This window comes from Lentzea sp. NPDC020367, assembly GCF_044387305.1.
Lineage (GTDB): Bacteria > Actinomycetota > Actinomycetes > Mycobacteriales > Pseudonocardiaceae > Lentzea.
Genome location: NZ_JBIRVV010000001.1, coordinates 1,141,690 through 1,166,420 on the forward strand (window position 1 = coordinate 1,141,690; position 24,731 = coordinate 1,166,420).

The 24,731-nt window shown below is 70.4% G+C and carries 26 protein-coding genes; 12 read left to right on the forward strand and 14 right to left on the reverse strand.

What is annotated here, in order from left to right; all coding sequences use genetic code 11:
• The first annotated feature begins 19 nt into the window (after nt 1–19).
• Together ACH413_RS05130 and ACH413_RS05135 are read left to right on the forward strand one after the other, a co-directional pair.
• Nucleotides 20–694, forward strand: a complete 675-nt coding sequence (locus tag ACH413_RS05130; RefSeq protein ID WP_360036197.1) for a DUF2306 domain-containing protein — start codon at nt 20–22, stop codon at nt 692–694.
• Nucleotides 691–1,677 (forward strand): NAD(P)-dependent alcohol dehydrogenase, encoded by a 987-nt coding sequence (locus ACH413_RS05135; RefSeq protein ID WP_360036199.1) that lies wholly within the window; start codon nt 691–693, stop codon nt 1,675–1,677. The genes ACH413_RS05130 and ACH413_RS05135 overlap by 4 nt, the downstream gene beginning before the upstream one ends.
• Here the strand turns inward: ACH413_RS05135 and ACH413_RS05140 are convergent.
• Nucleotides 1,667–2,758: an amidohydrolase family protein gene (locus ACH413_RS05140; protein WP_360036202.1), complete on the reverse strand. Its 1,092-nt coding sequence runs from the start codon at nt 2,756–2,758 to the stop codon at nt 1,667–1,669. The genes ACH413_RS05135 and ACH413_RS05140 overlap by 11 nt on opposite strands.
• Nucleotide 2,759: 1 nt before the next feature.
• Nucleotides 2,760–3,269 (reverse strand): MarR family transcriptional regulator, encoded by a 510-nt coding sequence (locus ACH413_RS05145; protein WP_360036205.1) that lies wholly within the window; start codon nt 3,267–3,269, stop codon nt 2,760–2,762.
• A 133-nt stretch (nt 3,270–3,402) separates the two neighbouring features.
• On the opposite strand from ACH413_RS05145, the gene ribA reads away from it, so the two are divergent.
• From ribA to ACH413_RS05165, 4 genes are read left to right on the forward strand one after another with little or no spacing between them, the layout of a single operon-like run.
• The gene (gene ribA / locus ACH413_RS05150) at nt 3,403–4,056 is read left to right on the forward strand and encodes a GTP cyclohydrolase II (protein ID WP_360036208.1); all 654 of its coding nucleotides are present in this window, start codon (nt 3,403–3,405) and stop codon (nt 4,054–4,056) included.
• A gap of 19 nt (nt 4,057–4,075) precedes the next feature.
• Nucleotides 4,076–4,681: a nitroreductase family protein gene (locus ACH413_RS05155; protein WP_360036211.1), complete on the forward strand. Its 606-nt coding sequence runs from the start codon at nt 4,076–4,078 to the stop codon at nt 4,679–4,681.
• A gap of 4 nt (nt 4,682–4,685) precedes the next feature.
• A complete protein-coding gene (locus ACH413_RS05160; protein ID WP_360036214.1) occupies nt 4,686–5,174 on the forward strand; it encodes a MarR family transcriptional regulator in 489 nt (162 codons plus the stop codon).
• Nucleotides 5,175–5,193: 19 nt separating this feature from the next.
• Nucleotides 5,194–5,817 carry a maleylpyruvate isomerase family mycothiol-dependent enzyme gene (locus ACH413_RS05165; protein WP_360036217.1) on the forward strand — a complete coding sequence of 208 codons (624 nt, stop codon included), beginning with the start codon at nt 5,194–5,196 and terminating at the stop codon, nt 5,815–5,817.
• Here the strand turns inward: ACH413_RS05165 and ACH413_RS05170 are convergent.
• Nucleotides 5,790–7,025, reverse strand: coding sequence for an amidohydrolase family protein (locus tag ACH413_RS05170; protein WP_360036220.1), 1,236 nt, complete (start codon nt 7,023–7,025; stop codon nt 5,790–5,792). The two genes, ACH413_RS05165 and ACH413_RS05170, sit on opposite strands and share 28 nt — an antisense overlap.
• 86 nt (nt 7,026–7,111) lie before the next feature.
• On the opposite strand from ACH413_RS05170, the gene ACH413_RS05175 reads away from it, so the two are divergent.
• On the forward strand, nt 7,112–7,579 hold the full coding sequence (locus ACH413_RS05175; protein WP_360036224.1) for a MarR family winged helix-turn-helix transcriptional regulator: 468 nt from the start codon (nt 7,112–7,114) through the stop codon (nt 7,577–7,579).
• A gap of 46 nt (nt 7,580–7,625) precedes the next feature.
• Nucleotides 7,626–8,336, forward strand: a complete 711-nt coding sequence (locus ACH413_RS05180) for a DUF2071 domain-containing protein (RefSeq protein WP_360036227.1) — start codon at nt 7,626–7,628, stop codon at nt 8,334–8,336.
• A 10-nt stretch (nt 8,337–8,346) separates the two neighbouring features.
• Here the strand turns inward: ACH413_RS05180 and ACH413_RS05185 are convergent, their stop codons facing one another.
• The 5 genes from ACH413_RS05185 to ACH413_RS05205 form a co-directional block, all read right to left on the reverse strand.
• Nucleotides 8,347–9,255, reverse strand: a complete 909-nt coding sequence (locus tag ACH413_RS05185; RefSeq protein WP_360036230.1) for an alpha/beta hydrolase — start codon at nt 9,253–9,255, stop codon at nt 8,347–8,349.
• Nucleotides 9,256–9,354: 99 nt separating this feature from the next.
• Nucleotides 9,355–9,555 (reverse strand): hypothetical protein, encoded by a 201-nt coding sequence (locus tag ACH413_RS05190; protein WP_360036233.1) that lies wholly within the window; start codon nt 9,553–9,555, stop codon nt 9,355–9,357.
• 19 nt (nt 9,556–9,574) lie between these two features.
• Complete coding sequence (locus ACH413_RS05195) at nt 9,575–10,138, reverse strand: TetR family transcriptional regulator (protein WP_360036236.1); 564 nt, start codon at nt 10,136–10,138, stop codon at nt 9,575–9,577.
• Nucleotides 10,139–10,179: 41 nt separating this feature from the next.
• Nucleotides 10,180–11,547: an alpha/beta hydrolase fold domain-containing protein gene (locus tag ACH413_RS05200; protein WP_360036239.1), complete on the reverse strand. Its 1,368-nt coding sequence runs from the start codon at nt 11,545–11,547 to the stop codon at nt 10,180–10,182.
• A gap of 19 nt (nt 11,548–11,566) precedes the next feature.
• The gene (locus ACH413_RS05205; RefSeq protein ID WP_360036242.1) at nt 11,567–12,502 is read right to left on the reverse strand and encodes an oxidoreductase; all 936 of its coding nucleotides are present in this window, start codon (nt 12,500–12,502) and stop codon (nt 11,567–11,569) included.
• Nucleotides 12,503–12,648: 146 nt separating this feature from the next.
• On the opposite strand from ACH413_RS05205, the gene ACH413_RS05210 reads away from it, so the two are divergent.
• Genes ACH413_RS05210 through ACH413_RS05220 form a run of 3 tightly spaced genes read left to right on the forward strand, consistent with a single transcriptional unit; the run spans nt 12,649 to nt 15,031 of the window.
• A complete protein-coding gene (locus ACH413_RS05210) occupies nt 12,649–13,500 on the forward strand; it encodes a WYL domain-containing protein (RefSeq protein ID WP_360036244.1) in 852 nt (283 codons plus the stop codon).
• A complete protein-coding gene (locus ACH413_RS05215) occupies nt 13,497–13,895 on the forward strand; it encodes a VOC family protein (RefSeq protein ID WP_360036247.1) in 399 nt (132 codons plus the stop codon). Before ACH413_RS05210 ends, ACH413_RS05215 begins: the two co-directional genes overlap by 4 nt.
• A gap of 20 nt (nt 13,896–13,915) precedes the next feature.
• Nucleotides 13,916–15,031, forward strand: coding sequence for a glycosyltransferase (locus ACH413_RS05220; RefSeq protein WP_360036250.1), 1,116 nt, complete (start codon nt 13,916–13,918; stop codon nt 15,029–15,031).
• Here ACH413_RS05220 and ACH413_RS05225 read toward each other — a convergent pair.
• From ACH413_RS05225 to ACH413_RS05250, 6 genes are read right to left on the reverse strand one after another with little or no spacing between them, the layout of a single operon-like run.
• The gene (locus ACH413_RS05225; protein ID WP_360036253.1) at nt 15,006–16,280 is read right to left on the reverse strand and encodes a cation:proton antiporter; all 1,275 of its coding nucleotides are present in this window, start codon (nt 16,278–16,280) and stop codon (nt 15,006–15,008) included. The two genes, ACH413_RS05220 and ACH413_RS05225, sit on opposite strands and share 26 nt — an antisense overlap.
• Nucleotides 16,281–16,296: 16 nt before the next feature.
• Complete coding sequence (locus tag ACH413_RS05230; protein WP_360036256.1) at nt 16,297–17,592, reverse strand: cytochrome P450; 1,296 nt, start codon at nt 17,590–17,592, stop codon at nt 16,297–16,299.
• Complete coding sequence (locus tag ACH413_RS05235) at nt 17,586–18,581, reverse strand: alpha-hydroxy acid oxidase (RefSeq protein WP_360036259.1); 996 nt, start codon at nt 18,579–18,581, stop codon at nt 17,586–17,588. Before ACH413_RS05235 ends, ACH413_RS05230 begins: the two co-directional genes overlap by 7 nt.
• Nucleotides 18,578–20,116, reverse strand: coding sequence for an NAD(P)-binding domain-containing protein (locus ACH413_RS05240; RefSeq protein WP_360036262.1), 1,539 nt, complete (start codon nt 20,114–20,116; stop codon nt 18,578–18,580). The genes ACH413_RS05235 and ACH413_RS05240 overlap by 4 nt, the downstream gene beginning before the upstream one ends.
• An 11-nt stretch (nt 20,117–20,127) precedes the next feature.
• A complete protein-coding gene (locus ACH413_RS05245; RefSeq protein WP_360036265.1) occupies nt 20,128–21,492 on the reverse strand; it encodes a fatty acid--CoA ligase family protein in 1,365 nt (454 codons plus the stop codon).
• Nucleotides 21,479–23,023 (reverse strand): NAD(P)-binding domain-containing protein, encoded by a 1,545-nt coding sequence (locus ACH413_RS05250; RefSeq protein WP_360036268.1) that lies wholly within the window; start codon nt 23,021–23,023, stop codon nt 21,479–21,481. Before ACH413_RS05250 ends, ACH413_RS05245 begins: the two co-directional genes overlap by 14 nt.
• A 63-nt stretch (nt 23,024–23,086) precedes the next feature.
• On the opposite strand from ACH413_RS05250, the gene ACH413_RS05255 reads away from it, so the two are divergent.
• Complete coding sequence (locus ACH413_RS05255; RefSeq protein WP_360036271.1) at nt 23,087–24,583, forward strand: aromatic amino acid ammonia-lyase; 1,497 nt, start codon at nt 23,087–23,089, stop codon at nt 24,581–24,583.
• Nucleotides 24,584–24,731: the final 148 nt, after the last annotated feature.

The following is a 24,731-nucleotide window of genomic DNA, read 5'->3' on the forward strand; positions in this document are numbered from 1 at the left end:
GAGCGCCACGATCTGGTGCATGACCTCCTCGACCAAGTGGGACAGGCTGATCCCGGCCGCGATCATCGTGTTCAGCGTGATCCCGGTGCTCGGTGGCGCCCTTCGGCTGGGCGAGCTCGGCGGCGGCGCGGAGATCACGCCGGACAACGCGCGGTTCTTCGCCTCACCCGTTCCCGTGGTGATTCACGCCATCACCGCCAGCGTGTACTGCCTCCTCGGCGCCTTCCAGTTCGCTCCCGGCTTCCGGCGCCGCAGACCGGCGTGGCACCGGGCGGCAGGGCGCATCCTGGTCCTTTGTGGACTCCTGGGCGCGCTGTCGGGTCTGTGGATGACCGTGTTCTACCCCAAACCCGCCGACGTGGGCGTGCTGCTCACCGGCACCCGGCTGGTGGTCGGCACGGCCTGGGCGGCGTTCATCGTCCTCGGGTTCACCGCCATCCGCCGCCGGGACGTCACCGCGCACCGCGCCTGGATGATCCGCGGTTTCGCGATCGGGCTCGGCGCCGGCACCCAGGCGGTGACGCTGAGCGCGTGGCTCGTGGCCGTCGGCCCGCCCGACCGGCTCGCCAAGGCGTTGCTGATGCTCGCCTCCTGGCTCATCAACCTCGCCGTCGCGGAGTGGATCATCCGACGCCGGACGCGACCGTCCCGCGCGACCGTCCAGGTCGGCGCCACGCTCAGGGAGACCCGATGAAGGCGATCGTGCAGGACCGGTACGGATCACCGGACGCGCTGGAGTTCCGCGACGTGGAGCCGCCCTCGGCCTCGGGCGACGAGGTGCTCGTGCGGGTGCGCGCGGCCTCGGTCAACGCGTACGACTGGCACGTCATGCGCGGAGATCCTTACCTGGCCAGGCTCACCGGGGTCGGCGTCACCGGTCCCGGCCGGAAGATCCGCGGCCGCGACTTCGCGGGCACGGTGGAGGCGGTGGGCCGGGACGTGCGACGCTTCCGGCCCGGTAACGAGGTGTACGGCGATCTGGGCACGGCCGACGGGGCGTTCGCCGAGTACGTGTGCGCGCCGGAGGACCTCGTCGAGACCAAGCCCGCCAACCTCACGTTCGAGCAGGCCGCCGCAGTGCCGCTGGCCGGCCTCACCGCGCTGAAGGGGCTGCGTGACGCCGGAAAGCTCCAGGCGGGACAACACGTTCTGGTCAACGGAGCGTCCGGCGGCGTCGGCACGTTCGCCGTGCAGATCGCGAAGTCCATGGGCGCCACGGTGACCGGTGTGTGCAGCACGAGGAACGTCGAACTGGTGGCATCGCTCGGCGCTGATCACGTGATCGACTACACCGAACGCGACTTCACCAAGAACGGCAAACACTACGACCTCGTCTTCGACCTGGTCGGCAACCACTCGCTGACCGGGCTGCGGCGCGCGCTCGCCCCCGGCGGGACGATCGTGCTGTCCGGCGGGGGAGTTTTCCGCGGCGGCAGCCTCGTCGGGCCGATGTGGCTCATGATCAGGGCGAAGCTGCAGGCGCCGTTCGTCCGCGACCGGCTGCTCGTGCTCACCACGGCGCCGGACGGGGAGGTCCTCGCGACACTGCGGCACCTCGCCGAGTCCGGAGGCTTCACACCGGTCGTCGACCGCACCTACTCGCTGGCCGAGGTGCCCGACGCGGTCCGGTACGTCGAGACCGACCATCCCCGCGCGAAGGTCGTCATCACCGTGTGACACCGCGCTTCCACACGCCGGCGATGTCGCGGCTGGCGGCGATGTCCTCGAGCGGGTTCCGGTTGAGCAGCAGGAGATCCGCGCGTTTGCCCTCGGCGAGCACACCGCGGTCGTGCAGCGCGAACACCGCCGCGGCACGGGACGTCGCCGCGGCGAGCGCGTCGGCGGGACTGAGTCCGGCGTCCACGAGCAGGGCGAGTTCCTCGTGGACGGCGCTCCCGCGGGCGACGCGGGCCGGTGAGGTCTCGTCGGAGTTCGCGTCGGTGCCGAGGACGATCGTCGCCCCCGCGTCGTTCAGCGCCGTGGTCGAGGCGAGCGTCTGGCCGAAGTGCAGCGACTTCGGCCGGAACGGCATGCGCAGGTTCTCCAGGACACCGCGCATCATCACGAGGGTGGGGGACACGGCGGTGCCCGAGGAGGCGACCCGCGCGGCCAGGTCGGCGGACAGCGTGGCGCTGACGGGCGCGTGCGTGATCACGTCGGCGCCCGCGTCGAGCGCGGTGGCGTAGGCCTGCGGTGACGTGGCGTGGACGACGACCTTCTTGCCGGCCCGGTGCGCTTCGGTCACGAGGGCTGCGACCGTGGCGGGGCTGAGTGGCTTCGGCTGGAACGGCAGCACCTTGTCCTCCAGCACGATCTTGAGGTGGTCCGGTTCCTGGCGCAGCCGCTCGGCGACCCACCGCGAGGCGTCTTCCGGCCCGCTGACCGCCGTGGAGGCGGGGAAACCCATCCTGCGCACGGCCCGGCCGCGCACCGCGCACGCCGGATAGGAGACGCCACGGACGTCGGCGCGGTCGTCGGACTCGTTGTCCCGCAACGCGCGGAGCTCGTCCCACCGGGTCGTGGCCATGTCGAGCATCGTCGTCACGCCCCAGCGGAGCCCGGCGGCGAGCTCGTCGGCGTGCCCGATGTGCACGTGGGTGTCGATGAGTCCGGGAAGCAGGTAGCCGCCCCGCCCGTCGACGACCTCGCCGCCGGTGTCGTCGGTGATCACGCCGTTCTCGACGCCGATCGAGGTGAGCGGCCCGAAGGTGTGCTCAGGGGTGAACAGGTGGACGTTGGTCAGCGTGAACCGCGACATGTCACCCCTCCCGACCGTCGAGTGGCTGGAGGACGGCGGCAAGTGCCGCGACCGCAGCGTCAACGTCCGCGTCACCGGCCTTGCCCAGCAGGTCGTGCTGAGCGGCGACGACCTCACGGACCACTCGTTCCGCCACGTCCTTGCCCTCGGTGGTCAGGGCGACGCGCCTGCTGCGCCCGTCCGACGCGTCCGACGTCAGCGAGGTGAGACCGCGGCGCTCCAGCGACCGCAGCACGTTGCTCAGCCCACCGGTCGTGAGCAGCAATCGGGATGACAGCTCTGACGGCTTCAGGTGCACGTCGCCTGCTGTCAGAAGCGTGCCGAGGACGTCGTACTCGGCACGGCTGAGGCCGAAGCCCGTCAGCACGGCGACCGTGACCCGGTCGGTCAGGGCGTGCATCCGCGCGACGCGCTTCGTGAACTCGATCGTCCGCAGCGGCAGCTCAGGAGCGTGTTGTGCCCACCACGCCACCACTCCGCCGACCAGGTCTGTCTCCTCGCGCTCTGCCACCGCGGCAACTTAGCTTTGAAGATAGCTTTGTGTAAAGACATCTCCTGTGATCAGGAGCACCGCCAGTTTTGTTGAAGTTTCAATACTGAAGTTGCAGACTCATATGTGAAAGTTCAACAACGCGGAGGCCCGGATGACGAGCACGGAGCTGAAGGCGACGGTGCGCACGCAGGTCACGGTGCCGCTGGAGTTCCCGGACGGGTACGCCACCACCGCGGAGGTGTTCACCTTCACCGGTCTCGCTGACGGCCGTGAGCACCTGGCGCTGGGACTGGGCGACTGGCGGACCGCGGTGGCCGGCAGCGCGGCAGGGGAGACGGCGCCATTGGTGCGGCCGCACAGCGAGTGCCTCACCGGCGACGTGTTCGGCTCCCAGCGCTGCGACTGCGGCCCTCAGCTGCGCGAGGCGGTGGAGCGCATCGCCGACGTCGGCGGGTTCCTGCTCTACCTGAGGCAGGAAGGCCGCGGCATCGGCCTGTACGCCAAGCTCGACGCCTACGCGCTGCAGGACGCCGGCCTCGACACCTACGAGGCGAACCTGGCGCTCGGGCGCGGCGAGGACGAGCGCGACTACTCGGCTGCGGCGCAGATGCTGCACGCGCTGGGCGTCGACCGGATCCGGTTGCTGAGCAACAACCCCGACAAGGCGCTCCAGCTCGACGCGCTCGGCGTGCAGGTCACTGACCGCGTTCCCACGGGCGTGCACCTGACCGGCGCCAACGCCGCGTACCTGGCCGCCAAGGTCAGCCACACGCACCACACCCTCGACCTGCCGCTGGCCGGCTGACCCTCCCGGGAGGACCGACATGAGCACGCTGGAATCCACTGTGGACAAGGCCGCGGCGACGGTGGTGCCACTGCATCCGCTGCTGGCGAGGCGATGGAGCTCGCGAGCGTTCGACCCGGACCACGAGGTCACGGACGAGCAGCTCACGGCCCTGCTGGAAGCGGCCCGGTGGGCGCCGAGCGCCTCCAACACCCAGCCGTGGCGGTTCGCCGTGACCAGGCGCGGCACCACCGAGCACGCCACGGTGCTCGACACCCTGGCCGGCGGCAACCAGACGTGGGCGCGGGACGCGTCGGCACTGGTCGTCGTGGCGGCGCGGACCACGGGCACCGATGGCGCCGCCCAGCCGTGGGCGGTCTACGACGCCGGCCAGGCCGTGGCGCACCTGTCCGTGCAGGCCCAGGCCGAGGGACTGGCGGTGCACCAGATGGGCGGCTTCGACCGCGACCGCCTCACCACCGTGCTCGCGGCGGCCGACGTGACCCCGCTGGTCGTCGTCGCCGTCGGCCTGCGCGACGAGCCCGCCCGGCTGGCCGAGCCCTTCGCCCAGCGCGAAACCGCCGAACGCGTCCGCCTGTCCGTCGGCGAACTCCTGCTGCCGGTGCGGCCGCAGGAGGGAGGATGACGTGGTGACCGAAGCCCGACCTCTGCCCGACACCACCGCGGAACCACGATGGCTGACCGCCGCCGAGATGGACGCCTGGTTGAACGTCACGCAGGTGCTGATGCTGCTGCCGACCGCGCTGGACCGGCAACTGCGTGACGACGCGGGCCTGACGCACGCCCACTACCGCATCCTGGCCATGCTCAGCGCCGAGCAGGACGGGAGCATGCGGATGACGCGGCTCGCCCGCAGCACGGGCACGACCACCACCCGGCTCTCGCACGCGGTGTCCGTGCTGGAGGAACGCGGCTGGGTCGAGCGGTCCGCCTGCCCGACCGACAAGCGCGGCCAGATCGCGCGGCTCACCGACGACGGCTGGAGCTTCCTGCGCTCCGCCGCCCCCGGTCACGTCGCCGAGGTCCGCCGGCTCGTCTTCGACCACCTGACCGACGACGACGTCGCCCGCCTCCGCGAGATCACCGCCAAGATCCTGCCGTCCCTCACCGATCGGTGACCACGGCTATCGTCACGCCGTGCCCGACCTGACGAAGATCCAGGAGCGCGAACTCGCCGCACTGGCCGACGACCTGAGCGCGCTCGACCCGTCGCAGTGGCGCACGGCCACGTTGTGCGGCGACTGGGACGTCGAGGATACCCTCGCCCACCTCGGCGCGGCCACCAGGCTGAACCTGCCGAAGTGGATCCGCAGCATGGCCGGTGCCCGCTTCAACGCGGACCTGCACAACCGGCGGCGCCTCGAGGAGTTCCGCGGCGCCACCCCGCAGGAGACGCTCGAACGGTTCCGGCACATCGGGACGATCGCGCTGCCGGTCAAGTCGTCCCCGGCAGGGCTGGGCGAGGTGATCGTCCACGCCGAGGACATCCGCAGGCCGCTGGGACTGCGGCACACCCCCGACGCCGACGGCCTGCTCGCCGTGGCCCGGTTCTTCGCCTCGAAGGACTTCGCGGTCAACAGCAAGACCCTGGTCAAGGGCCTGACGCTGCGGGCCACCGATGCCGGCTTCCAGGCGGGTAGTGGTCCCGAGGTGCGCGGGCCGTTGCTGTCGCTGGTCATGGTGATGGCGGGGCGCGACGCGTTCCTCGCCGACCTCAGCGGTGACGGAGTCCCTCAGCTCAGTGGCCGGCTGGCTTCCTGAACGAGGGTGCCCCGGCGCCAGACGGCCCGCGTGTTGAGCGTGTCCGAGATCGTGGTGGTGGGATCTCCGTCGACGAGCAGGAGGTCGGCGCGCAGTCCCTCGGCGATGCGGCCGCGGTCGGACAGCGCGAACCGGCGGGCCGTCGTCGCGGTCGCGGCACGCAGTGCCTGTGCCGGGGTGAGTCCGGCCTTCACCAGGTACTGCAGTTCGTGGTGGACGCTCGCGCCGTGGGCGAGGCCACCGAGGAACGGCACCGGAACGGACGCGTCGGTGCCCACCAGGACGTCGACGCCGGCGTCGCTGAGCGCCTTGATCGTCGCCAGGACGTCCTTGATCTCACCCTGCGGGTAGCAGTCGAAGCTGGAGCGCAGAGTCTCGTCCCAGTCCTCCGGCAACCGGGAGGACACCCGCGGGTCGTCGGCGAGTTCGCCACCGGTGATGCCCATGAGCGAGGCGTTGAGGATCGCGCAGGGCACGACGAACATGCCGGAGTCCTTGATCAGGGCGATGATCTCGTCGTCGTGGGGTTCGACGAACAGGTGCGCCAGGCCGTCGATTCCGGCCTCCAGCGCCATTCTGGTGGCGTCGACGGTCAACGTGTGGGCGACCGTGAGGACGCCGTACCGCTTGGCCTCGGCCACGCCCGCGTTCAGGGTGGCCTGGTCGATCATCGGCAGTCCCGGGTGTCCCTCGACGCTGCCGTCGTCGATCATGAACTTGACGTAGTCCGAGCCGTGGGCGAGCAGCTGGGGGATCGAGGCCGCGGCGCCCTCCGGGCTCGTGGCGTCCGGCTGGAACGGCGGTTCGCCCGTCCGATCTCCACCGCCGCCGGGGGTGAAGCCCGGCGGGAACAGTTCGCTGGGATGCCCGCCGGGTGGCGTGAGGCCGAAGCCCGCCGAACGCACGTCCGCGAGCGCGTCGTTCTCGCTGATGGCGGCACGCCGGTCGCGGGTGTTGACGCCCTGCATCTCCAGTTCGGTGGTCACGCCGAAACGCAGTGCCAGCGCGAGGGCTTCCGGTCCGGTGTGGACGTGCGCGTCGATCAGGCCGGGCAGCAGTGTCGCGCCGGTCCCGTCGACCACGTCGGCTCCCGCGGGGACCTCGCCTCCGACCTGAACGATCTTTCCGTCCTCAATGGACACGGTGGTGACGCCCAGGGTCTTCTCGCCGTCGAACACCCTGGCGCCGGTGATGGTGGTCGTGGTCATGGCCCCACTGAATCACATACCTTCAGTCATGTAAATATTCTTAGGTATGTAGATGCTTTCCGATGTGCAGTTGCTAGAGTGACGGGATGAGCGACTCGCCTCGGCCTGGGGACGACGAAGGCCTGCTCGACCAGGTCGGGCCCGCGCTGTCCCGGCTGCGTCGCCGGACCGCCGGTGGACGCGGGGACCTCACCCGCAACCTCGTGCTCAACGTGGTCCACGACGATCCCGGCGAGATGACGGTGGGCGGGGTCGCCGCCGAGATGGGGGTCGCCCAGCCCGTCGCCAGCCGGACCGTGGCCGCCTGCATCGCGGACGGCCTGCTCCGGCGCGCGGTCTCGCAGGCGGACGGCCGCCGCACGGTCCTCGAACTCACCGAGGCCGGCGAGGCCGAACGCGGCCGCTTCGCCTCCGAGCAGCGCGAGGCCTTCGAGTCCATCACGGCAGGGTGGGCGGGTGCCGACCGCGACCAGTTCGCCCGGTACCTGATCCGCTACAGCCAGGACAGTTCGGACTGGTCGCGCGGGAAGGGCCGCAGAGCCACTGGATCTTGAGGAACTCGGCCAGGACTCTCAGGTGTGCTGCGTTTGAATCGTGGCCATGACCTTCGGTTCACCGCGGCGCATCGACCGCTCGGTGCTGACGCAGTGGTGGACCGACGTGACGTTCCTGCACTGGCGGGTTCCTCCTGGGGCGGTGGAACACCTGCTGCCCGCGGGCACGAGGCCGGACGTGGTCGGCGGCGACACGTTCGTCGGGCTGATCGCGTTCCGCCTGTGCCCGCTGGGCTGGCCCGCGCTGACGGACCGCTGGAGCTTTCCCGAGACCAACGTGCGCCTCTACACGATCGACGGGCAGGGCCGGCGCGGCGTCGTGTTCCTCTCGATGGACGCCTCGAACCTGCCGTTCGTGCTGAGCGCACGAGCCCTCGCGGGACTGCCGTACATGTGGTCGGACGCGACGGTGCGCCGCGACGGCGATGAGGTCACCTACACCTGCAGGCGCAAGTGGCCTCATCGTCCGGACGCGACGAGCACCTTCACCGTGCGGCCAGGGGAGAGGATCACCCGGCCGAGCCCGCTGGAGGAGTTCCTGACGGCCAGGTGGGGACTGCACACGTCCTGGCTCGGCCGGACCGCGTACCTGCCGAACGACCACGCCCCGTGGGACCTCCACCGCGCCACGATCGTTCGTTGCGACGACGACCTGGTGGCCTCGGCGGAGATTCCGGTCTCCGGCGAGCCGATGAGCGTGCTGTACTCACCGGGAGTGCGGGCCAGGTTCGGCGTCCCGTCGTGCGCGGCCTCCTGACATCACCGCTCTAGCGGATGGTCTTCAGCACGTCGTCGACGGCACCGGCGATGATCTCCGGGCGTTCGGTCACGATGCCTTCGTGCGTCGTGTTCTCGGCGAGCACGTGCTTGCGGTTCGGGCCCTGCGCGAAGCGGACCTGGGCGTCCCGCCACAGCTGCGCCGCCTCGGGGGAGTCGGTGAACGGGGTCCCGGACGCGACGATCGCGGTCACCGGCACGTCCTTCGGCCAGGCGAGCCGGTGGAAGACGCGGTGGACGGGCGCGTAGTCGACCATCACGGCGAGCAGCTGCCGGTTCTTCTTGGTCGAAGGCTGCGTCAGCAGGGCGGCCCGCTGCTTCTCGATGACCGGTTCGAACGCCGTCAGCATCTCGTCGCTGAAGAAGTCGGGCACGTTCGCGTCGACGAGCACCGCGCCGGACACCCAGCCGGGGTTCTTGTTCACGAAGTTCGTGGCGACCTCACCCGCGATCGAGTGCGAGACCAGCACCACGTTCTTCGTGACGCCCAGTTCCCTGAGCCCGGCCTCCAGGTCGGACACCGCGTTCTCCACCCTCCACGGCCCGGAGACCTCGGCGCTCTCACCCTCGCCCGCCCGGTCGTAGGTGATGACCTTCGACCCGGTGGCCTTCGCCAGCCGCGGCGCCAGCTCCTTCCAGTACGACGAACTCAGCCCGCCGCCCGCGTCCAGGACCAGGGCGGGCAGCTTGCCGTCGACGACGTGGAAGACGAGTTCGTGCTCGGCGTTCGTCACCTTGTGCGTCTTCGAAGCCGGTGCGGCCGGGGCGGGTGCGGAGGTGCCGGACGACGGGCTGCTCGCCGCGTTCGGCGCCGAGCACGCCAGCAGCGAGGCGGCGACGACAACTCCGGTACCAAGTGCGATCGCCTTGCGGCACAGGGGATTCAGGTGCTTGACCATGGCGAGAACCCTAGGAATTCCCCGGCCGCACGACGATCAGGCCACCCGGCCGATCCGTGCTGGTGCGGGCCACACCTCGGCAGTGGGGGAGGCCCCCGATCACTCGCCGCGCAACGACTTGCGGATCTCCTCCAGCCGGTCGCGGCCCGCCTCCTCGCGCCGGTCGAACTGGTCCTGGGTGTTCTGCGGATCGCCGGCCAGTTCGGTGGCGGCCTCGCTGGTGAGGTTCCGGCCTTCGATCTTGTCGCGGACGTAGTCGAACGTGGGCACGCCGTCTTCGGTGTAGTCCGGTTCAGTCATGTCCCCATCATCCCCCGGATCAGGGCGTGACCAGCTGCCTGACCGTGTCCACGACGACGCGGCGGCGTTCGGTCTCCGCGACCAGGCCGCGCACGTCCTCTCCCAGCCGCTGCCACATGTTCGCCACGGTCAGGACGAGGGCGAGCAGCTCGGCCGCGCTCCGGTCGCCGGTCACGACGCCCCGGCGTTGCGCGTCCTCGATGGCGGCGGTCTTGGCGGCCATGGACTTGGCGACGCTCGGCCGTTCGGCCTGGCCGGAGTCACCGCGTTCCAGCGCGTACCAGGCGACGAACCGCATCACCTCGGGATGCTGGAGGCCGGCGTCGTACAGGCCGCCCGCGTACTCGGGGAGGTTGTCGGCGTCGATCGGCATCGCGGTCACGGTCTGCTCGACGATCGAGTCGTAGACGGCCTCGAACAGGCCCTCTTTGTTCTCGTAGAACGAGTAGACCAGGCCCGCGCTCACTCCGGCCCGTGTGGCGATGCGGTCCACGCGCGCGCCGCCGATGCCGTGCTCGGCGAACTCGGCCAGCGCGCCTTCCAGGAGCTGCTGCCGCTTGCGTTCGGGGTCTCGGGTCCGCACCGCACCACTATCCCTAGTGAACGTTCATTCGACAAACGGGCTCAGCCGGGCAGCGTGACGGCGCCGAGCTGCAGGAGCATGCCCAGGGCGTCCTCGCCGAACCACGCCTCGGCGATCTTGCCGTCGCGGACCGCGTAGATGCCGATCCCGTCCCACGCGGCGTGCTTGCCGCTCGCCTCGATGCCGAGGAACGGGCCGTTGTGCGTGCCGCTGTTGGTGAAGCGCAGCACGACCGTGTCACCGTCGACCAGTGTGTCGTGGACGGTCAGGTGCATGCCCGTGAACGCGCCGTCGACGGCGGCCCGCAGTGAGGCCCGGTAGTCGTCGATGCCTTTGATGTCACCGATGCTGCCCGCGTGCCACTTCAGGTCGTAGTGCCAGAACCGGTCGACAGCATCGATGTCGCCGCCGTTGAGAACCTCGTTCACGAACCCGTGCACGACCGCTGCGGGATCGTTGCGCGGCACGCGGTCGAGGAGAGCGTTGATCCACGAGGTGGTGCGGTGCGCCGCGACCTCACCGAGCGGGGTGCCCATGTTGGTGAACGCGTGCGCGCCCTCCGGCCACACGTCCAGGTCGGCTTCGGTGCCCGCCAGCCGCAGCCGGGCGGCGAGCAGGATCGAGTCGTCGAGCAGCGGATCCAGTTCGCCCACGGTGAGCAGGGCCGGAGGCAGGCCGCTCAGGTCGGCCAGCGCGGGGGACAGCGCCGGGTCACGGCGCTGCGCGACGGTGTGGTCCGGCAGTCCGAGGTCGAGCAGGCCGTCCAGCCACGACCGGGTCAGCACCAGGGTGTCGTCGGTCGCGGCCGCGGCGCTGGGGGACATGGCGAGGTCGTAGGAACCGCAGTCGAGCACGGCTCCGGCGAACTTCCCGAACACCGGATCCCCCATGTCCCGCAACGCGAGCAGGCTCGTGACGGCGAGGTGGGCTCCGGCGGAGATCCCGCCGATGAGGAGGGTGTCCGTGCCGAACTCGGCCTCGGCGTGCCGGCCGAGCCAGCGCGCGCCCTCGACGACGTCCTGGATCTGGTCCACGACGGTGACCTCGGGGGTCAGCCGGTAGTCCGGGCTCACCACGACGGCGCCGGTGGCGCGGGCGATGAGGTCGTTGAGCAGGTCGTCGTCCTCGGGGGAGCCGGCGGCCCACCCTCCGCCGTGGACGCGGTACAGCACCGCGCGCGGCTGTTCGGGAACGAACACGCGAAGGCGGACCAGGCCGTCGACGTGGCGGTCGGCCGGTGTCAGCTGGGGTGTACCGAGGTTGTGCGTGGTGCCGGCGCGCAACGCGGCAAGTCCGTCCGGCGTGCGCACGTCCGGGTGGGGCATCGTCGCGAGCGCCGCGTTGACGGCGCGTTGGGCGTCGAGGACGGCGGGATCGATGCCGGTGACACGTGAGCCGATGGCAGGCATGGCGTGAGTCCTTTCGGGATCAGATGGTGAAGCGGATGCCGGTGAGCCGTTCGCTCTCGTGCCACAGACCCGCGCCCTCGGCCGGATCGCCCGCACCGCGCGGCAGCTTGACCTGCTTCGGTGCGCCGGACGTCTGGTCGGTGCCGGCCGGCCCGTAGTAGGCGCCGTTGACGACCTCGGGCGAGGTCGCCGCGTACAGCGACGGCCAGGCCGCGCCTTCGGGCGAGCCCATGGCGACGCGGCGCAGCAGCGCGACCCCGGCCCTGGCCAGCAGGCCCTCGCTGTGGCGTTGCAGGTTGGTGACGGCCGAACCGGGGTGCACCACGGCGGCCGTCATGGCGGTGCCTTCCAGACGCCGTGCGAGTTCCTGGGTGAACACGACGTTGGCGCGCTTGGACTTGGCGTAGGCGGTCATCGCGCCGTAGCGCTTCTCGCTCATGAGGTCGGTGAGCTTGCCGTTCGGCCACGCGGCGGCAAGCGCGCTGACCGTGATCACGCGGGCGGACTCCGCTCGGCGCAGGGCGGGCAGGACGCCGGCGGTGAACGCGAAGTGCCCGAGGTGGTTGGTGCCGAAGGTCAGCTCGAACCCGTCGGTGGTGGTGCGGCGGCTGGGCACGTTCATCACACCGGCGTTGTTGAGCAGCAGGTCGATCGTCTCGGTCGCGGCCAGCCGCTCCGCCGCCGCGGCGATGGAGGCCAGCGATCCCAGGTCGAGCACGAGCGTGTCCAGCCTCGCGCCGGGCTGGGCCGCGAGCAGGGAATCGGCCGCCGCGCCCAGCTTGTCCAGGCTGCGTCCGGCGAGGAGGACGCGGGCGCCGTGACCAGCGAGAACGCGGGCGGTCTCCAGTCCGATCCCGCTGTTCGCGCCGGTGATCAGCGCGGTCCGGCCGCTCAGGTCGCCGATGTCGTCGGGGGACCACCGCGTCGTGGCCCGCTGTGTCGTGGAGTGGCCCATGTCTGCCTCCTAATGAACGTTCATTCATTTACAAGGTGGCACGACGCACCGACGCTGTCAAATGAACGTTCATTCAATAGTTGGGTATGAGCTTATCTATAACTTCAGTGCAGACTAAAGTCAATCCGACGCGCCACAATGGACTCGTGCTCACCACCTCGTCCCGGCTACTGCAGCTGTTGACGGTCCTGTCGTCCCGGCCTAGCTGGACGGCGGCGGAACTGGCCGGCCGGGTCGGCATCACCGAACGCACGGTGCGCCGCGACATCACCAGGCTGCGCGACCTCGGCTACGACGTGCGCTCCGATCCCGGCCGCTGGGGCGGCTACCAGCTGGCGGAGGTCGTCCGGCTGCCCGCCACGGCGATCACGAAGCTCGGCGCGATCGACGACGCGGTGGAGCAGACCACCCCGGCGGGGGAGGTCTCGCTCAGCACGCTCGCGGTGCTGGCCATGGCGTGCCGCAAGAGCGAGCGCATCCGACTGTCCTATCGGGACATGAACGGCCGCGAGAGCGTCCGCGAGGCCGATCCACACCGCCTGGTGCACACCGGCCACCGCTGGTACCTGGTGGCGCGCGACGTCGCGAAGGACGCGTGGCGGACGTTCCGAGCGGACCGGGTGACCGAGGCCCGCCCAACGGGCCGCGTGGTGCGCCTCGACAACCCGCCGGACGCCGCGCAACTCGTGGCGAGCACCCTGACGAGCGCCTACCCGCTCTACGCCACCGTGCGCATCCCGCGACCGCTCGCCGAAGTGATCACCCTCATCCCGCCCACGACCGGCGAGCACCGCGCGGACGGTCCACAAGCGACGATCGTCGAGATCGGCGGCACGGACGCCGGTTCCATCGCCGGATTCCTGCTGCGCCTGGGCATTCCGCTGTCCGTGCTGGCTCCGGACGAGGTGCGCGCGGAGGTCCGGCGGCGTGCTCTGGAACTCGCCGAGCACAATGCGGACCGATCGCGTCCGGATAGGGACCTACCTTCAGGGACATGACGCTTGACCACGTGTTTCTGACGGTTTCCGACATCGAACGCTCGATCGGCTTCTACGAACGCGCACTGGCCCCGCTGGGCATCGGCGACCTCGCCGACTTCGACGGCGCCGACGGCCCGGCCGGGCACCCGGACCTCAAGGGCTTCGGCCGCGACGGCAGGTTGTTCCTGTGGCTGCGCGAGGGCGAGGCCGACGCGAGGGCGGCGCACGTCGGTTTCGTCGCGACGAGCCAGGACGAGGTGAACGCCTTCTACGCCGCGGCGATCGAGGCGGGGGCGAAGGACAACGGCCCGCCCAGCGCCCGCGAGTACTACGACCCGCGCTACTACGCCGCGAACGTGGTCGACCCGGACGGCTACAGCCTGGAAGCGGTCTACAAGAGCTACCAGCACTGAAGATCGCTAATCTGGACGGGGTGCGCATCCTCTTCTCGTGCCGTCCCGCCTACGGGCACCTGTTTCCGCTGGTCCCGCTCGCCCGTGCGGCACAGCAGGCCGGACACGAGGTCGTGTTCGCGATCGGCCCGAGCTTCGTGGACAAGGCGCGGGAGCTGGGTTTCGAGGCGCACGCGTCGGGCATCTCGATCGGGGAGGCCGAGACCGAGGCCCGCAGGCGGCACGGCGACGCGGAGGTGCCGCGGCTGCTGATCACGATGTTCGCGGACGTGCTGCCGCGGGCGACGGTCCGCGACCTCGGCGTCCTGCTGCCGCGGATCGAGCCGGATCTGGTCGTCTACGAGCAGAGCGACACCGGTGCCGCGAAGGCCGCCCGTGACGCCGGGATCCCGTTCGTCTCGCACGTGATCGGACGGTCCATGCCGCCCGCGATCCAGCGGATGGCGGCGGGGGAGATGGCGTGGATGTGGGACGGCGCCGCGCCCGCCGACCTGATGATGGGGGACGTCGCGATCGACCTGTGGCCGGACACCGTCCGCGATCCGGTCGTCGCGGCGCTGCCCACGGTGTTGCGGCAGCGGCCGACGGCGTTCGACCTGGACGTGCCGATGCCGGAGATCGTCACGACGAAACCGTTGGTGTACCTGACGCTCGGCACGGTGTCGTTCAGCGAGACCGCCGTGCTGCGGCAGGCGATCGACGGCCTCGCCCGGCTGCCGGTCACCGTTCTGGTGGCGGTCGGCCCCGGCGATCCGGCGCTGCTGGGTGACGTGCCGGCGAACGTGCGCGTCGCCGGGTTTGTGCCGCAGGCGAAGGTGCTGCGGCAGGCCGATCTCGTGGTGCACCACGGCGGAACGGGCACGGTTCTGGGCGCGCTCGCGGCCGGCCTGCCGCAGCTGGTGCTGCCGCAGGGCGCCGACCAGTTCGTCAACGCCGACGTGCTCGCCGAGACCGGTGCGGGGGCGAAGCTCGTGGGCGAGGAGATCACCGCCGACGCCATCGCCGCAAAAGCGGGCCATCTGCTCGACGACCCGGCCGCACGGGAGGTCGCCGCTGCCACGGCGGCCGAGATCGCGGCCATGCCGGCCCCGGCCGCCGTGGTCGCACGGCTCAGCGAACTGGTGCAGGGGTCTTGACGTCGGCCTGCGCCTCCAGGTGTTCGGGCAGGGAGGCGCGGTAGATCGGCATGGCCGCGGCGGTGGTCACGATCGCGACGGCGACCAGGATCGCGAACATCTCGGGCGTCACCAGGTCGTAGGCCAGGCCGATGTTGATGAAGATCAGGATCATCAGGCCGCGGGCGTTCATCAGGCCGCCGACCGCGGAGGCGTAGCGCCAGGAGTAGCCCTGGGCCCGCACCACCAGGCCGCAGCCCAGGTACTTGCCGGCGAACGCGGCCAGCATGATCACCGCGAGCGGGAACCACAGCGCGCCACCGGAGCCGAAGCCGTCCACCCGCGTGTTGAGGCCGCTGAACGCGAAGAACACCGGCAGCAGCAGGATCGAGTTGAGGTCGGAGAGCTTGGCTTCGAGTTCCTGGCGCACGATCTTCGACTTGGGCATCGCGAGGCCGGTGATGAAGCCGCCGAACACCGAGAACACGCCGATGAGGTCGGTGTACCAGCCCGCGAGCAGGACGATCAGCAGGATCACCGCCACCATGTCGCGGCTGAGCTTGCCGTCGCGTTCGGCGCGTTCCCCGAGCTTGGCGAGCCACTTGCGGCCCACCGTGAGCATGAGGCCCGCGAAGATCGCCGCGCCGAGGATCGTGCGCAGCGCGCCGGACGGGCTGCCGGACGTGCCGACGGCGATGATCAGCGCGAGGAAGCCCCACGCCACCGCGTCGTCGATGGCGGCGGCGACCAGGGTGAGGCCGCCGATCGGGGTGTTCGCGATGCCGCGTTCCTGCAGGATCCGCGCGAGCATGGGGAAGGCGGTGATCGACAGGGCGCCGCCGATGAACAGCATGAACACCCAGAGCTGCGTTCCCTCGGGGCTCAGCGTGTCGAAGAACAGCACCGCGGCGCCCGCGCCGAGCAGGAACGTGGGGACGATGCCGGAGACGGCGAGGATCGATGCCTTGCGCGCGTTGGCACCCGTGGTGAGTCCGTGGTCCAAAGAGGACCCGACGAGGAACATGTAGAACGTGAGCCCGATCGTGCTGAGCACGTACAGCGTGCTCTTGACGTCGGCGGGGAAGATCTGGGCCTGCACGCCGGGTGCGATGGCGCCGAACAGCGCGGGGCCCAGCAGCACGCCGGCGACCATCTCGCCGACGACCCTGGGTTGTTTGATGAGCATGGCGAGTCGTCCGCACAGCGTGGTCGCGGCGAGCACGAGCGCCAGCGCGGCGAAGACCTGCAACGCGAAGTGGATCTGGTTCACCGGGCATCTCCTGTGGTCAGTGCCGGACCGGGCAACCCTGCGTGTCGTGCGTGTCGAAATAGCGCCCGGCCGGCCGGAGCCGGTGGGCGTGCAGCACCATCGCGGTGCCGAGCACGAGCTGGACGACGCTGCGCCAGACGTCCTCCCAGCGGTCGCGCACGCGCATGAGCGCCAGACGCCGTCGTGGCGTTGCGCCGTCGCGGACGAGCAGGCACGGCCCTCGGCTGGGCAACGAGCGGGTGTGCGTCACCGAGGAGTGCAGCGAGACGCGGCGCAGCACCTCCCGGGCTGACGCGCGCATCGCGATGGGGGAGAGCCGCCAGGCCGGGCAGGGGCGGTTGGCGGCGACGCCGAACGGGATGTGGTGCTCGTTGCGTGCCGCCGTGTTCTCCCAGCGGCCGGGGTCGAACTCGTGCGGGTTCTCGTAGCCGGTGGCGTGGTAGGCGGGATAGCTGAAGCACAGCACCGAACCAGCCGGGAACGACGTGTGCTCGTCCAGTTCGATGTCCGCTGTCGTGATGCGGTGGGCGATGCCGAACAACGGGAAGAGTCGGAACGTCTCGTCCAGCACGTGGGCGAAGTACCGGTCGTCGTCGACCCGTCGCGCCGCTTCGGGATGTTGTGCCAGCGCGAGCAGCAGGTGCGCCATCGCCTCGGCCATCTGCACGACGGCGGTGTTGAAGTAGGTGCCCTGCAGGTAGTGCACCTTTTCGGCCTCGGACAACGTCTCGGGCATCGGGTGCCGGACGTCCGCGAGCCGCACCTTGAGGTAGCGGGTGAGGCGGTCGCGGCGGGCCGGGTGGCGCAGGCTGGTGCACTTCAACGAGTTCACGACGTCGGTGGCGTGTCCGACGATCAGGTCACGCGCGAGGCGGGGACACGGTTCGCCGAACACCAGCTCGTAGAAGTACTCGGCCCACACCGGCATCATCAGGTCGCGCAGCCGCACGGCGGTTACGCGGCCGCCGAGCACCTCGTCCAGCACCTTCGCGGTGCAGCGTGTCGCCGCCGTTGACAGCGCGTCGCTCGGACCGGCGAGGAAGGTGCGGGTCGCGCGAGCCACGTCGTCGTAGCGCGGCCCGGCCTCCAGGTGCTCCTGGTGCACCTCGGGGCCGGGGGCGAGCCAGTACCAGAACAGATCCGAGAGCCCGGCGCCCCGGCTGCGGCCGTTCGCGGCGGGGTGGCTGTAGAGCTCCTGGAAGCGGTCGGGGCCGACCTGGGCGTTCGGGAACGTGATGGCGTTGTCCCCGTTGACCTTCTCGAACACCTTGGCGCGCAACGCGACCACCCGTGCGGGCAACCAGTTCAGCACCGGGCCACCACCATGTCGCGGGTCAGCTCGCCGCCGCACATCGCCAAGACGTGCAGGAACTCGTCACGCAGCACGTCGAGTACCCGCCGCACGCCCTGTTCGCCGTCCGCCGCGAGCCCCCACAGCACCGGCCTGCCGATCCCGGCCGCCGACGCGCCCAGCGCCAGTGCCAGTGCGATGTCCCCTCCGCCGCGAACGCCACCGTCGAGCACGATCGGCACTCGCCCGGCCACCGCGTCGACGACGGCGGGCAGCGCGTCGAGCGCCGCCGGCACGAGGTCGAGCTGACGGCCGCCGTGGTTGGACACGACGATCCCCGCGACGCCGTGCTCGATCGCGATCACCGCGTCCTTCGGGTGCAGAACCCCCTTGACCCACAACGGAAGCGCGGTCATCTCCCGGATCCGGTCGACGTGCCGCCAGGAGATCGCCGTCGACATCTCGATGTTCCGCAGCGCCTCCCCGGCCAGGTCCCGCATGTTCTCGGCCGTCAGCCCGGCGGGCAGGTCGTGGAAGCCGTGCGCGATGTCCCGCCGATGCCGCCCGAACACGGGGGAGTCGACCGTCACGACCAACGCCGCACACCCGGCCCGTTCCGCCCGTCGCACCAGCACTTCCGTGACGTCCATGTCGGGCTGCACGTACAGCTGGAACCACACCGGTCCGGTCGCGGCCGCCACGACGTCGCCGATCGGCACGGTCGAGGCCATGCTGGACACCAGGGTCGTCCCGGACAGCGCCCGCGCGGTCGCCAGTTCGCCGTCGGGATGGGCGAGCCGGTGGAACGCGGTCGGCGAGATCAGCAACGGGAAGTCGTCGCTGATCTCCTCGCCCCGCAACACCCTGGGCAGCAGGGCGAGGCGCCGGAACGCGGCCTCGTTCTCCGCGAGCACGACCTCGTCCCCGACCCCGCCCGCGAAGAAGTCGTAGTGGACGGGGTCGAGCACCGCGCGTGCCTTGTCGTGCAGTTCCGCGAGCACCGGGTTCACCGCAGGTACTCCCGCAACGGTGCTTTGTGGACGGTCTCGCTGTCCCACTCGTTCTCGAGGTTCTCGGTGACGTGGTGCTCGTCGAGCAGCTCACCGGCGCGGAACCTCCGCACGACCGGGTGCAGGTAGCGGCCGTCGAGCCCGCTGGTGTCCTGCTGGGAGTTCCGGCCGGCGGTGATGTCGAACGGGTTGACCTTGTCGTGGTCCGCGCCGTACTCCAGCGTCACCGTCAGGTACGACTCCACGTCGCCGAACTCGCCGCGCCCCACGGCCTCGTGCAGGTGCGCGACCGGCACCTCCTCGACGTAGCGGACCGTGCCGTCCCGCAACGTCAGCACCGCGTCCGACATGAACGCGAACAGCTGCCACAGCGCGGAGGTCCGGTTGACCCGTTCGATGATCGCGTCGGTGACGTCCTCGACCGACCGGCTCGGCCAGTCCACACCGTGGTAGCGCTGTTCCACGATCCGGTGCAGCGCGCGGACGCCGTAGCGGAAGCCGTGGATGAACCCGCTGGTCGACTTCTTGAAGTCCCTGGCCTGCGTGATCGTGCCCGCGAAGAACAGGTCCGGCACGTTCACCGACTCCCACGCCGCCGTCTGGTCCGGGAACCGCGACTTGATCGTCAGCTGCGGCCGGCACTCCGGCGCGAAGATCGAGGCGTCGAACCGGAACCCGGTCGCGAGGATCACCCGGTCGTAGCGGATCTCCTTGATCACCTCGTTGACCCGCTGGAAGCTGACCTTCACCAGGTAGTCGTCGCCGTCGCGGCGGATGCCCGCGATGTGCCCGTCCAGCACGGCGTTCTGCGACTTGAGCTGGTAGGTGTCGAGGAAGTTGTTGTTCACCGCCCGCAGGTGCCCGACGAAGTGCGTCTGCCAGGCCAGTTTCAGCGAACCGGGCCCGGCGACGTGGATGACCGACGCCGTCTCGACCAGTGCGTCGGCGGTCTCGAACGCGGAGTTGCCGCGCCCGATGATCAGCACCTTCTTGTTCACGAACTCCTGCGGCTCGACGGAGACGTCGTAGTAGTGCTCGGCGTGCTCGACACCGTCGATGTCCGGCACGTACTGCTGCGAGACGCCCGTCGCCACGATGATCCGCTTCGTGCGGTAGGTGACGCCGTGCTGGTCGCGCACCACGAAGTCGTCCGGCCGGGTCACCGACACGGCCCTGGTGTCGTAGCGGACGGGCAGGTCGTTCTTGACCGCGAAGTCCCCGAGGTAGCGGACCATGTCGTCGGCGTGGGGGAAGTAGCGCGGGGTGTAGCCGGTGAACAGCAGCGCGGGATCGTCGGACAGCAACGAGTTCCAGTCGACGCGCAGGTTCAGCTCCGGGTCGTCCCAGCCCGTGTAGACCTTGTTGATGGAGATCAGCTGCCGGTGCCGGGGGAAGCGGGTGAAGAACGTCCCCGCCGCCTCACCCGCCTCCAGCACCAGGTGCTCGCGCCCGGCCTGTTTGAGCAGGTAGGACGCCTGCAACCCCGCCGGACCGGCGCCGATCACGAGATACTCGGTCGAAACCTCGCTGGACACGACGTTCTCCTTCACGCAGTCAGCTGACGCTTGTCGGGCTTGCCGCTCGGGGCGACGGGGATCTCGGCGATGGCCGTGACCTGCACGGGAGCGCAGGCCGCGCCCAGCCGTTCGGTCACGAGCTCGCGCAATTCCTCGAGTTCGGGGACGCGATCGGCTTTGGGGACCACGAAGGCGTGCACGGCCTCGCCGGTCTCGTCGTCCGGCACCGCGACGACGTAGGCCTCGGCGACGTCCGGGTGCTCGGCGACGACCTGCTCGATCGGGCCGATGTAGTGCAGGTTCGCGTTGACGATCACGACGTCCCGGACCCGGCCGGTCAGGCGCAGGTAGCCGAAGGCGTCGAACCGGCCGAGATCGCGCGTGCGGACCCAGCCGTCCACGAACACCTCGGCCGACTCCTCGGCGTTGCCCCAGTAGCCGCAGGCCTGTCCCGGTGTGCGGACGAAGAGCTCGCCGTCGCGGATCTCCACGTCCACCGGCGGTCTTCCCACCGTGCCGGGAGGATCGGTCGGCGTGGCCATCGAGATCATGCCGGTCTCGGTCTGGCCGTAGCCGTGGAAGAGCACCGGTCCCAGGACGTCGAGGGCTTCGCTGTGCCGGTCAGGAGTCAGGGGAGAGCCCGACACCAGCAACGCCTTCAACGTCGACAGGTCGGCGGGCTCCCGTTTCTGCGCGGCGACGAGCTTGGCCAGTCCTGGCACGGTGATCACACGCGCGGTGGCTTTCAGACGGGTGATCGCGTCGGCCGGGTTGCCGGCCACGACGATCGTGCCTCCGGCGGTCAGCGTGAGCACGGCGTACTCGAACATCACCTGGCTCGACAGCGACCCGAACACGAGGTAGCGGTCGAGTCTCGTGGCCAGGTCCCGGACCGCGGGAGGCCAGGCGTCGGGCCGGGCGGTCCAGGCGTTGGTCATCGACGCGTAGGTCTGCGCGCACGCCTTGGGTGTGCCGGTGCTGCCGCTGGTGTGGATGAGGCGGGCGATGTCGTCGGGTTTTCCCTGGCAGCGCAGCGGTTCGGCTGGATGCCCGGTGAGGTCGTCGGTGTCGCGGACGACCAGCTTGATGTCCAGGCCGAGCAGGTGCTCCACCTGGGCGTCCGTCAGCCCCGGCCGCACCCCCACCACCCGCGCGCCCACCACGTGCCCGGCCAGGATCGCCGCGAACGCCTCCGCGTTCACCCCGAGCAGCAACGCGAGCCCAGCACCCGGCCCGATCCCGTTGGCGCGCAACCCCGTCGCGATCCGCGCGATCAGGTCGAGCATCTCGGCACCGGTCACCACGCGGGTGCCGTGCTCGAACACCGGCCGGTCCGCTGCGGCGGCGAGCACGTCGAGCAGGGCGCGCGGGAACGGCTCGTCACGCGCCGGCAAGGCATTCCTTCACGAACACCACCAGCGGCTGCTGGTGCACCTCCGGCATGTCCCAGTGGTTCTCCAGGTTCTCGGCCAGGTGGTGGGTCGCGGCGAGCACGCCGTGCCGGTAATAGCGGACCACCGGGTGCAGGTAGCTCGCGTCGGCCGCGTTGACCGGGTCGTTCTCGGCGACGCGCGGGATGGTGATGTCGAACGGGTCCACGGTGTCGTGGTCGGGCCCGTACTCCAGCGTCGCGACGAACCGGTGCTCGGCCGGGCCCAGGCCGCCGTCCGCCACGTACGCGACCGGCACTTCCTCGTTGTAGCGCGCAGTGTTGTCGTCGACGGTGACGACGTCTCCCATGACCGCGAACTGCTGCCACAGACAGGAAGACCTGTTCAGCCTGGCGATGAGCGAGTCGCTGATCGCCTCGGGCGAGAGCTCCAGATCCGCGCCGTGCCAGGGGGTGCCGTGGTTGCGTGCGCTCAGGACGCGGTGCAGCGCGCGGGCGCCGTAGCGGAAGCCGTGGATGAACCCGCTGGTCGACTTCTTGAAGTCACGCGACTGCGTGATCGTGCCCGCGAAGTACAGCCCGGGCACGGTCGTCGACTCGAACGCCGAGGTCAGCTGCGGGAAGCGGTCCTTGATGATCAGCGCGGGCCGGCAGTCGTCGGCGAAGATCGAGGCGTCGAACCGGAACCCGGTGCACGCGATGATCCGGTCGTACTCCAGCTCCCGCAGCTTCTCGACCGTGCGCGCGTACCGGAACTGGATCCGGAACCCGCCTTCCGGCCTGGGCTCGATGCGTTCGATGGAGCCGTCGATGACCGCGTTCTCGCTCTTGAGCTGGTAGGTGTCGAGGAAGTTGTTGTTCACCGCCCGCAGGTGCCCGACGTAGTGCGTCTGCCACGCGAGCTTCACCGAGTGCGGCCCGGCGACGTGGATGACGGCCGCGGTCTCGACCAGCGCGTCGGCGGTCTCGAAGCCCGAGTTGCCCTTGCCGATCACGAGCACCCGCTGGTCGGTGAACGACTCGGGGTCCGTGTCGAACGTGTCGTAGCGCTCGGCGTGCTCGATGCCGGGGATCGGTGGCACGTGCAGCTGGGAGACCCCGGTGGCCATCACGAGGTTCCTGGCGTGCCACGTCTGTCCACTGTGGTCCGCTGCGGTGAACCCGTTGTCGTCGCGGGAGATTCGCGTGACATCGATGTCGTAGTGGACGTTGAGCCCCTCCGCGCAGTCCTGGAAGTAGCGCACGATGTCGTCGGCGTCCGGGAAGTACCGGGGCGTGTAGCGGGTGAACAACAGCTCGGGGTCGTCGAGCAGCAGCGAGTTCCAGTCCATCCGCATCCGCTGTTCCGGGTCGGTGAACCCGGTGTGGACCTTGTTGATGGAGATGAGCTTGCGGTGCCGCGGATAACGGGTGAAGAACGTGCCGGCCCCGCTGCCGCGTTCGAGGACCGCGTAGTCGCGACCGTCCCGCTCGAGCAGTGCGGCGAGCTGCAAACCGGCCGGTCCCGCGCCGATGATCAGGTAGTCGTGAGCCATGGACGGGGAAGCTACCCACGCGATCTCAGAACTTTCTGAGATCGGCTGCCTACCGTCCGTGCGGTGACCACGACCGCTTCAGACACGTCCGTGGACCTGGGTTCGCCCCTGACTCCAGCGCACCTGCTGCGCGCGTCCGCGCCACTGGACGTGCTCGTCGGAACCGGCGTCCGCGACCGGGTGGACCGCGGCCGCGCCTACCTGCGCACGGTGCTGGCCGACGACGAGCGCCCGGTGTACGGCGCCAAGACCGGTTTCGGCGCTCTGGTGGGCTTCGCGGGCCGTGCCTCGGAAGCTGACCAGTGCGACAACACCCTCGCACACCTCGGCGCGGGCCAAGGCCCCGACCTGCCCCTGGACGTCGCCCGAGCCGCGTTGCTCGTGCGGACCTGGTCGCTGGCACAAGGCTTGTCGGGAGTGTCCGCGCACGTCGTCTCGGGTCTGTCCGAGATGTTCGCGACGACTTTCGTCCCAGCGATTCCGCGCTACGGGTCCGTCGGCGCCAGCGGTGACCTCATCCCGCTCGCCTACGCGGCCCAGGCCCTGCGCGGCCGCGGCCACGCCTATCTGGACGGCGTCCGCCTGCCCGCCGCCGAAGCCCTGACCTCGGCCGGCCTGACGGCGTTGCAACTGGACGGCCGCGACGCGCTGGCCCTGGTCAACGGCACCTCCGTCACCACCGCCGCCCTGGCGCTGGCCCAGTCGTCGGTCCGCTCCTCCCACCGCGCCCTGGCCGAGCTGACCTGCCTGCTGGTGGACGTCCTCGGCGCCGACCCCGGCTTCACCGACCCGCGCCTGATCTCCGCCTTCGGCCACACCGGCGCCGTGACCGTGGCGTCTTGGATGCGCTCCATGCTGGACGGCACCACGCCCACGGGTCTGCGCGCGTTGCAGGAGCCGTACAGCATCCGCTGCTCACCCCAACTCCTCGGCGCCGCGGAGGACGCCCTGCGCTACGTCGACGGCGTCGTGTCGGCGGACCTGGGCGGCGTCAGCGACAACCCGCTGTTCTTCCCCGGCGACGACCTGGTCGCCCACGGCGGCAACTTCTTCGGCCAACCGGCCGCCTTCGCCGCCGACGTCCTGGCCATGGTCACCGCCACTCTGGGCAACCTGGCCGAACGCCAGCTCGATCTGCTCGTCGACCCGGCCCGCAACACCGGCCTGCCGCCGATGCTCGCCGCCGGCCCCGGTCAGCAACACGGATTGCAGGGCGTCCAACTGGCCACGACCGCGTTCATCGCCGAGATCAGACGCGGCGTCCTGCCCGCCAGCACCCAGAGCCTGCCGACCAACCTGCACAACCAGGACGTGGTGCCGTTCGGCACCCAGGCCGCCCTGCGCGCTTACGACCTCGCGGAGCTGTTGCGCCTGCTGTGCGGTTCGCTCGCTTTGGGGCTACGCCAAGCGGTGCACGTGGGAGGCCGCCGCCCGACCGCGCCCCGGTGCGCCGCACTGCTGGACGCCCTGGCCGCGGCCATCGAGCCGGTCGATCCGGACAGGCCGCTGGACGTGGACGTGCGGGTCGCGGCAGAGGTGGTGGTCTCGGGGGAGTGGTGAGGGGCGCGGTCGGCGGTGGCGGCCGGCCGTGGTGGTGGCTCCCGCCTGCTGTCGGCGGGCGGGAGCCACCAGCCGTCCGTCGCGACGTGGCCCTTCACGAGGCGCGCACACGGTCAGGCGGTGGTGATCGTCGGGCAGTGCTGAGTGC

Excerpts from the sequence above, each read along its gene's own strand:
- ACH413_RS05130 (WP_360036197.1), top strand. The coding sequence starts at position 20 with ATGACCTCCTCGACCAAGTGGGACAGGCTGATCCCGGCCGCGATCATC.
- ACH413_RS05135 (WP_360036199.1), top strand. The coding sequence starts at position 691 with ATGAAGGCGATCGTGCAGGACCGGTACGGATCACCGGACGCGCTGGAG.
- ACH413_RS05140 (WP_360036202.1), bottom strand. The coding sequence starts at position 2,758 with ATGTCGCGGTTCACGCTGACCAACGTCCACCTGTTCACCCCTGAGCAC.
- ribA (WP_360036208.1), top strand. The coding sequence starts at position 3,403 with ATGACGAGCACGGAGCTGAAGGCGACGGTGCGCACGCAGGTCACGGTG.
- ACH413_RS05155 (WP_360036211.1), top strand. The coding sequence starts at position 4,076 with ATGAGCACGCTGGAATCCACTGTGGACAAGGCCGCGGCGACGGTGGTG.
- ACH413_RS05170 (WP_360036220.1), bottom strand. The coding sequence starts at position 7,025 with ATGACCACGACCACCATCACCGGCGCCAGGGTGTTCGACGGCGAGAAG.
- ACH413_RS05175 (WP_360036224.1), top strand. The coding sequence starts at position 7,112 with ATGAGCGACTCGCCTCGGCCTGGGGACGACGAAGGCCTGCTCGACCAG.
- ACH413_RS05180 (WP_360036227.1), top strand. The coding sequence starts at position 7,626 with ATGACCTTCGGTTCACCGCGGCGCATCGACCGCTCGGTGCTGACGCAG.
- ACH413_RS05185 (WP_360036230.1), bottom strand. The coding sequence starts at position 9,255 with ATGGTCAAGCACCTGAATCCCCTGTGCCGCAAGGCGATCGCACTTGGT.
- ACH413_RS05190 (WP_360036233.1), bottom strand. The coding sequence starts at position 9,555 with ATGACTGAACCGGACTACACCGAAGACGGCGTGCCCACGTTCGACTAC.
- ACH413_RS05200 (WP_360036239.1), bottom strand. The coding sequence starts at position 11,547 with ATGCCTGCCATCGGCTCACGTGTCACCGGCATCGATCCCGCCGTCCTC.
- ACH413_RS05205 (WP_360036242.1), bottom strand. The coding sequence starts at position 12,502 with ATGGGCCACTCCACGACACAGCGGGCCACGACGCGGTGGTCCCCCGAC.
- ACH413_RS05215 (WP_360036247.1), top strand. The coding sequence starts at position 13,497 with ATGACGCTTGACCACGTGTTTCTGACGGTTTCCGACATCGAACGCTCG.
- ACH413_RS05250 (WP_360036268.1), bottom strand. The coding sequence starts at position 23,023 with ATGGCTCACGACTACCTGATCATCGGCGCGGGACCGGCCGGTTTGCAG.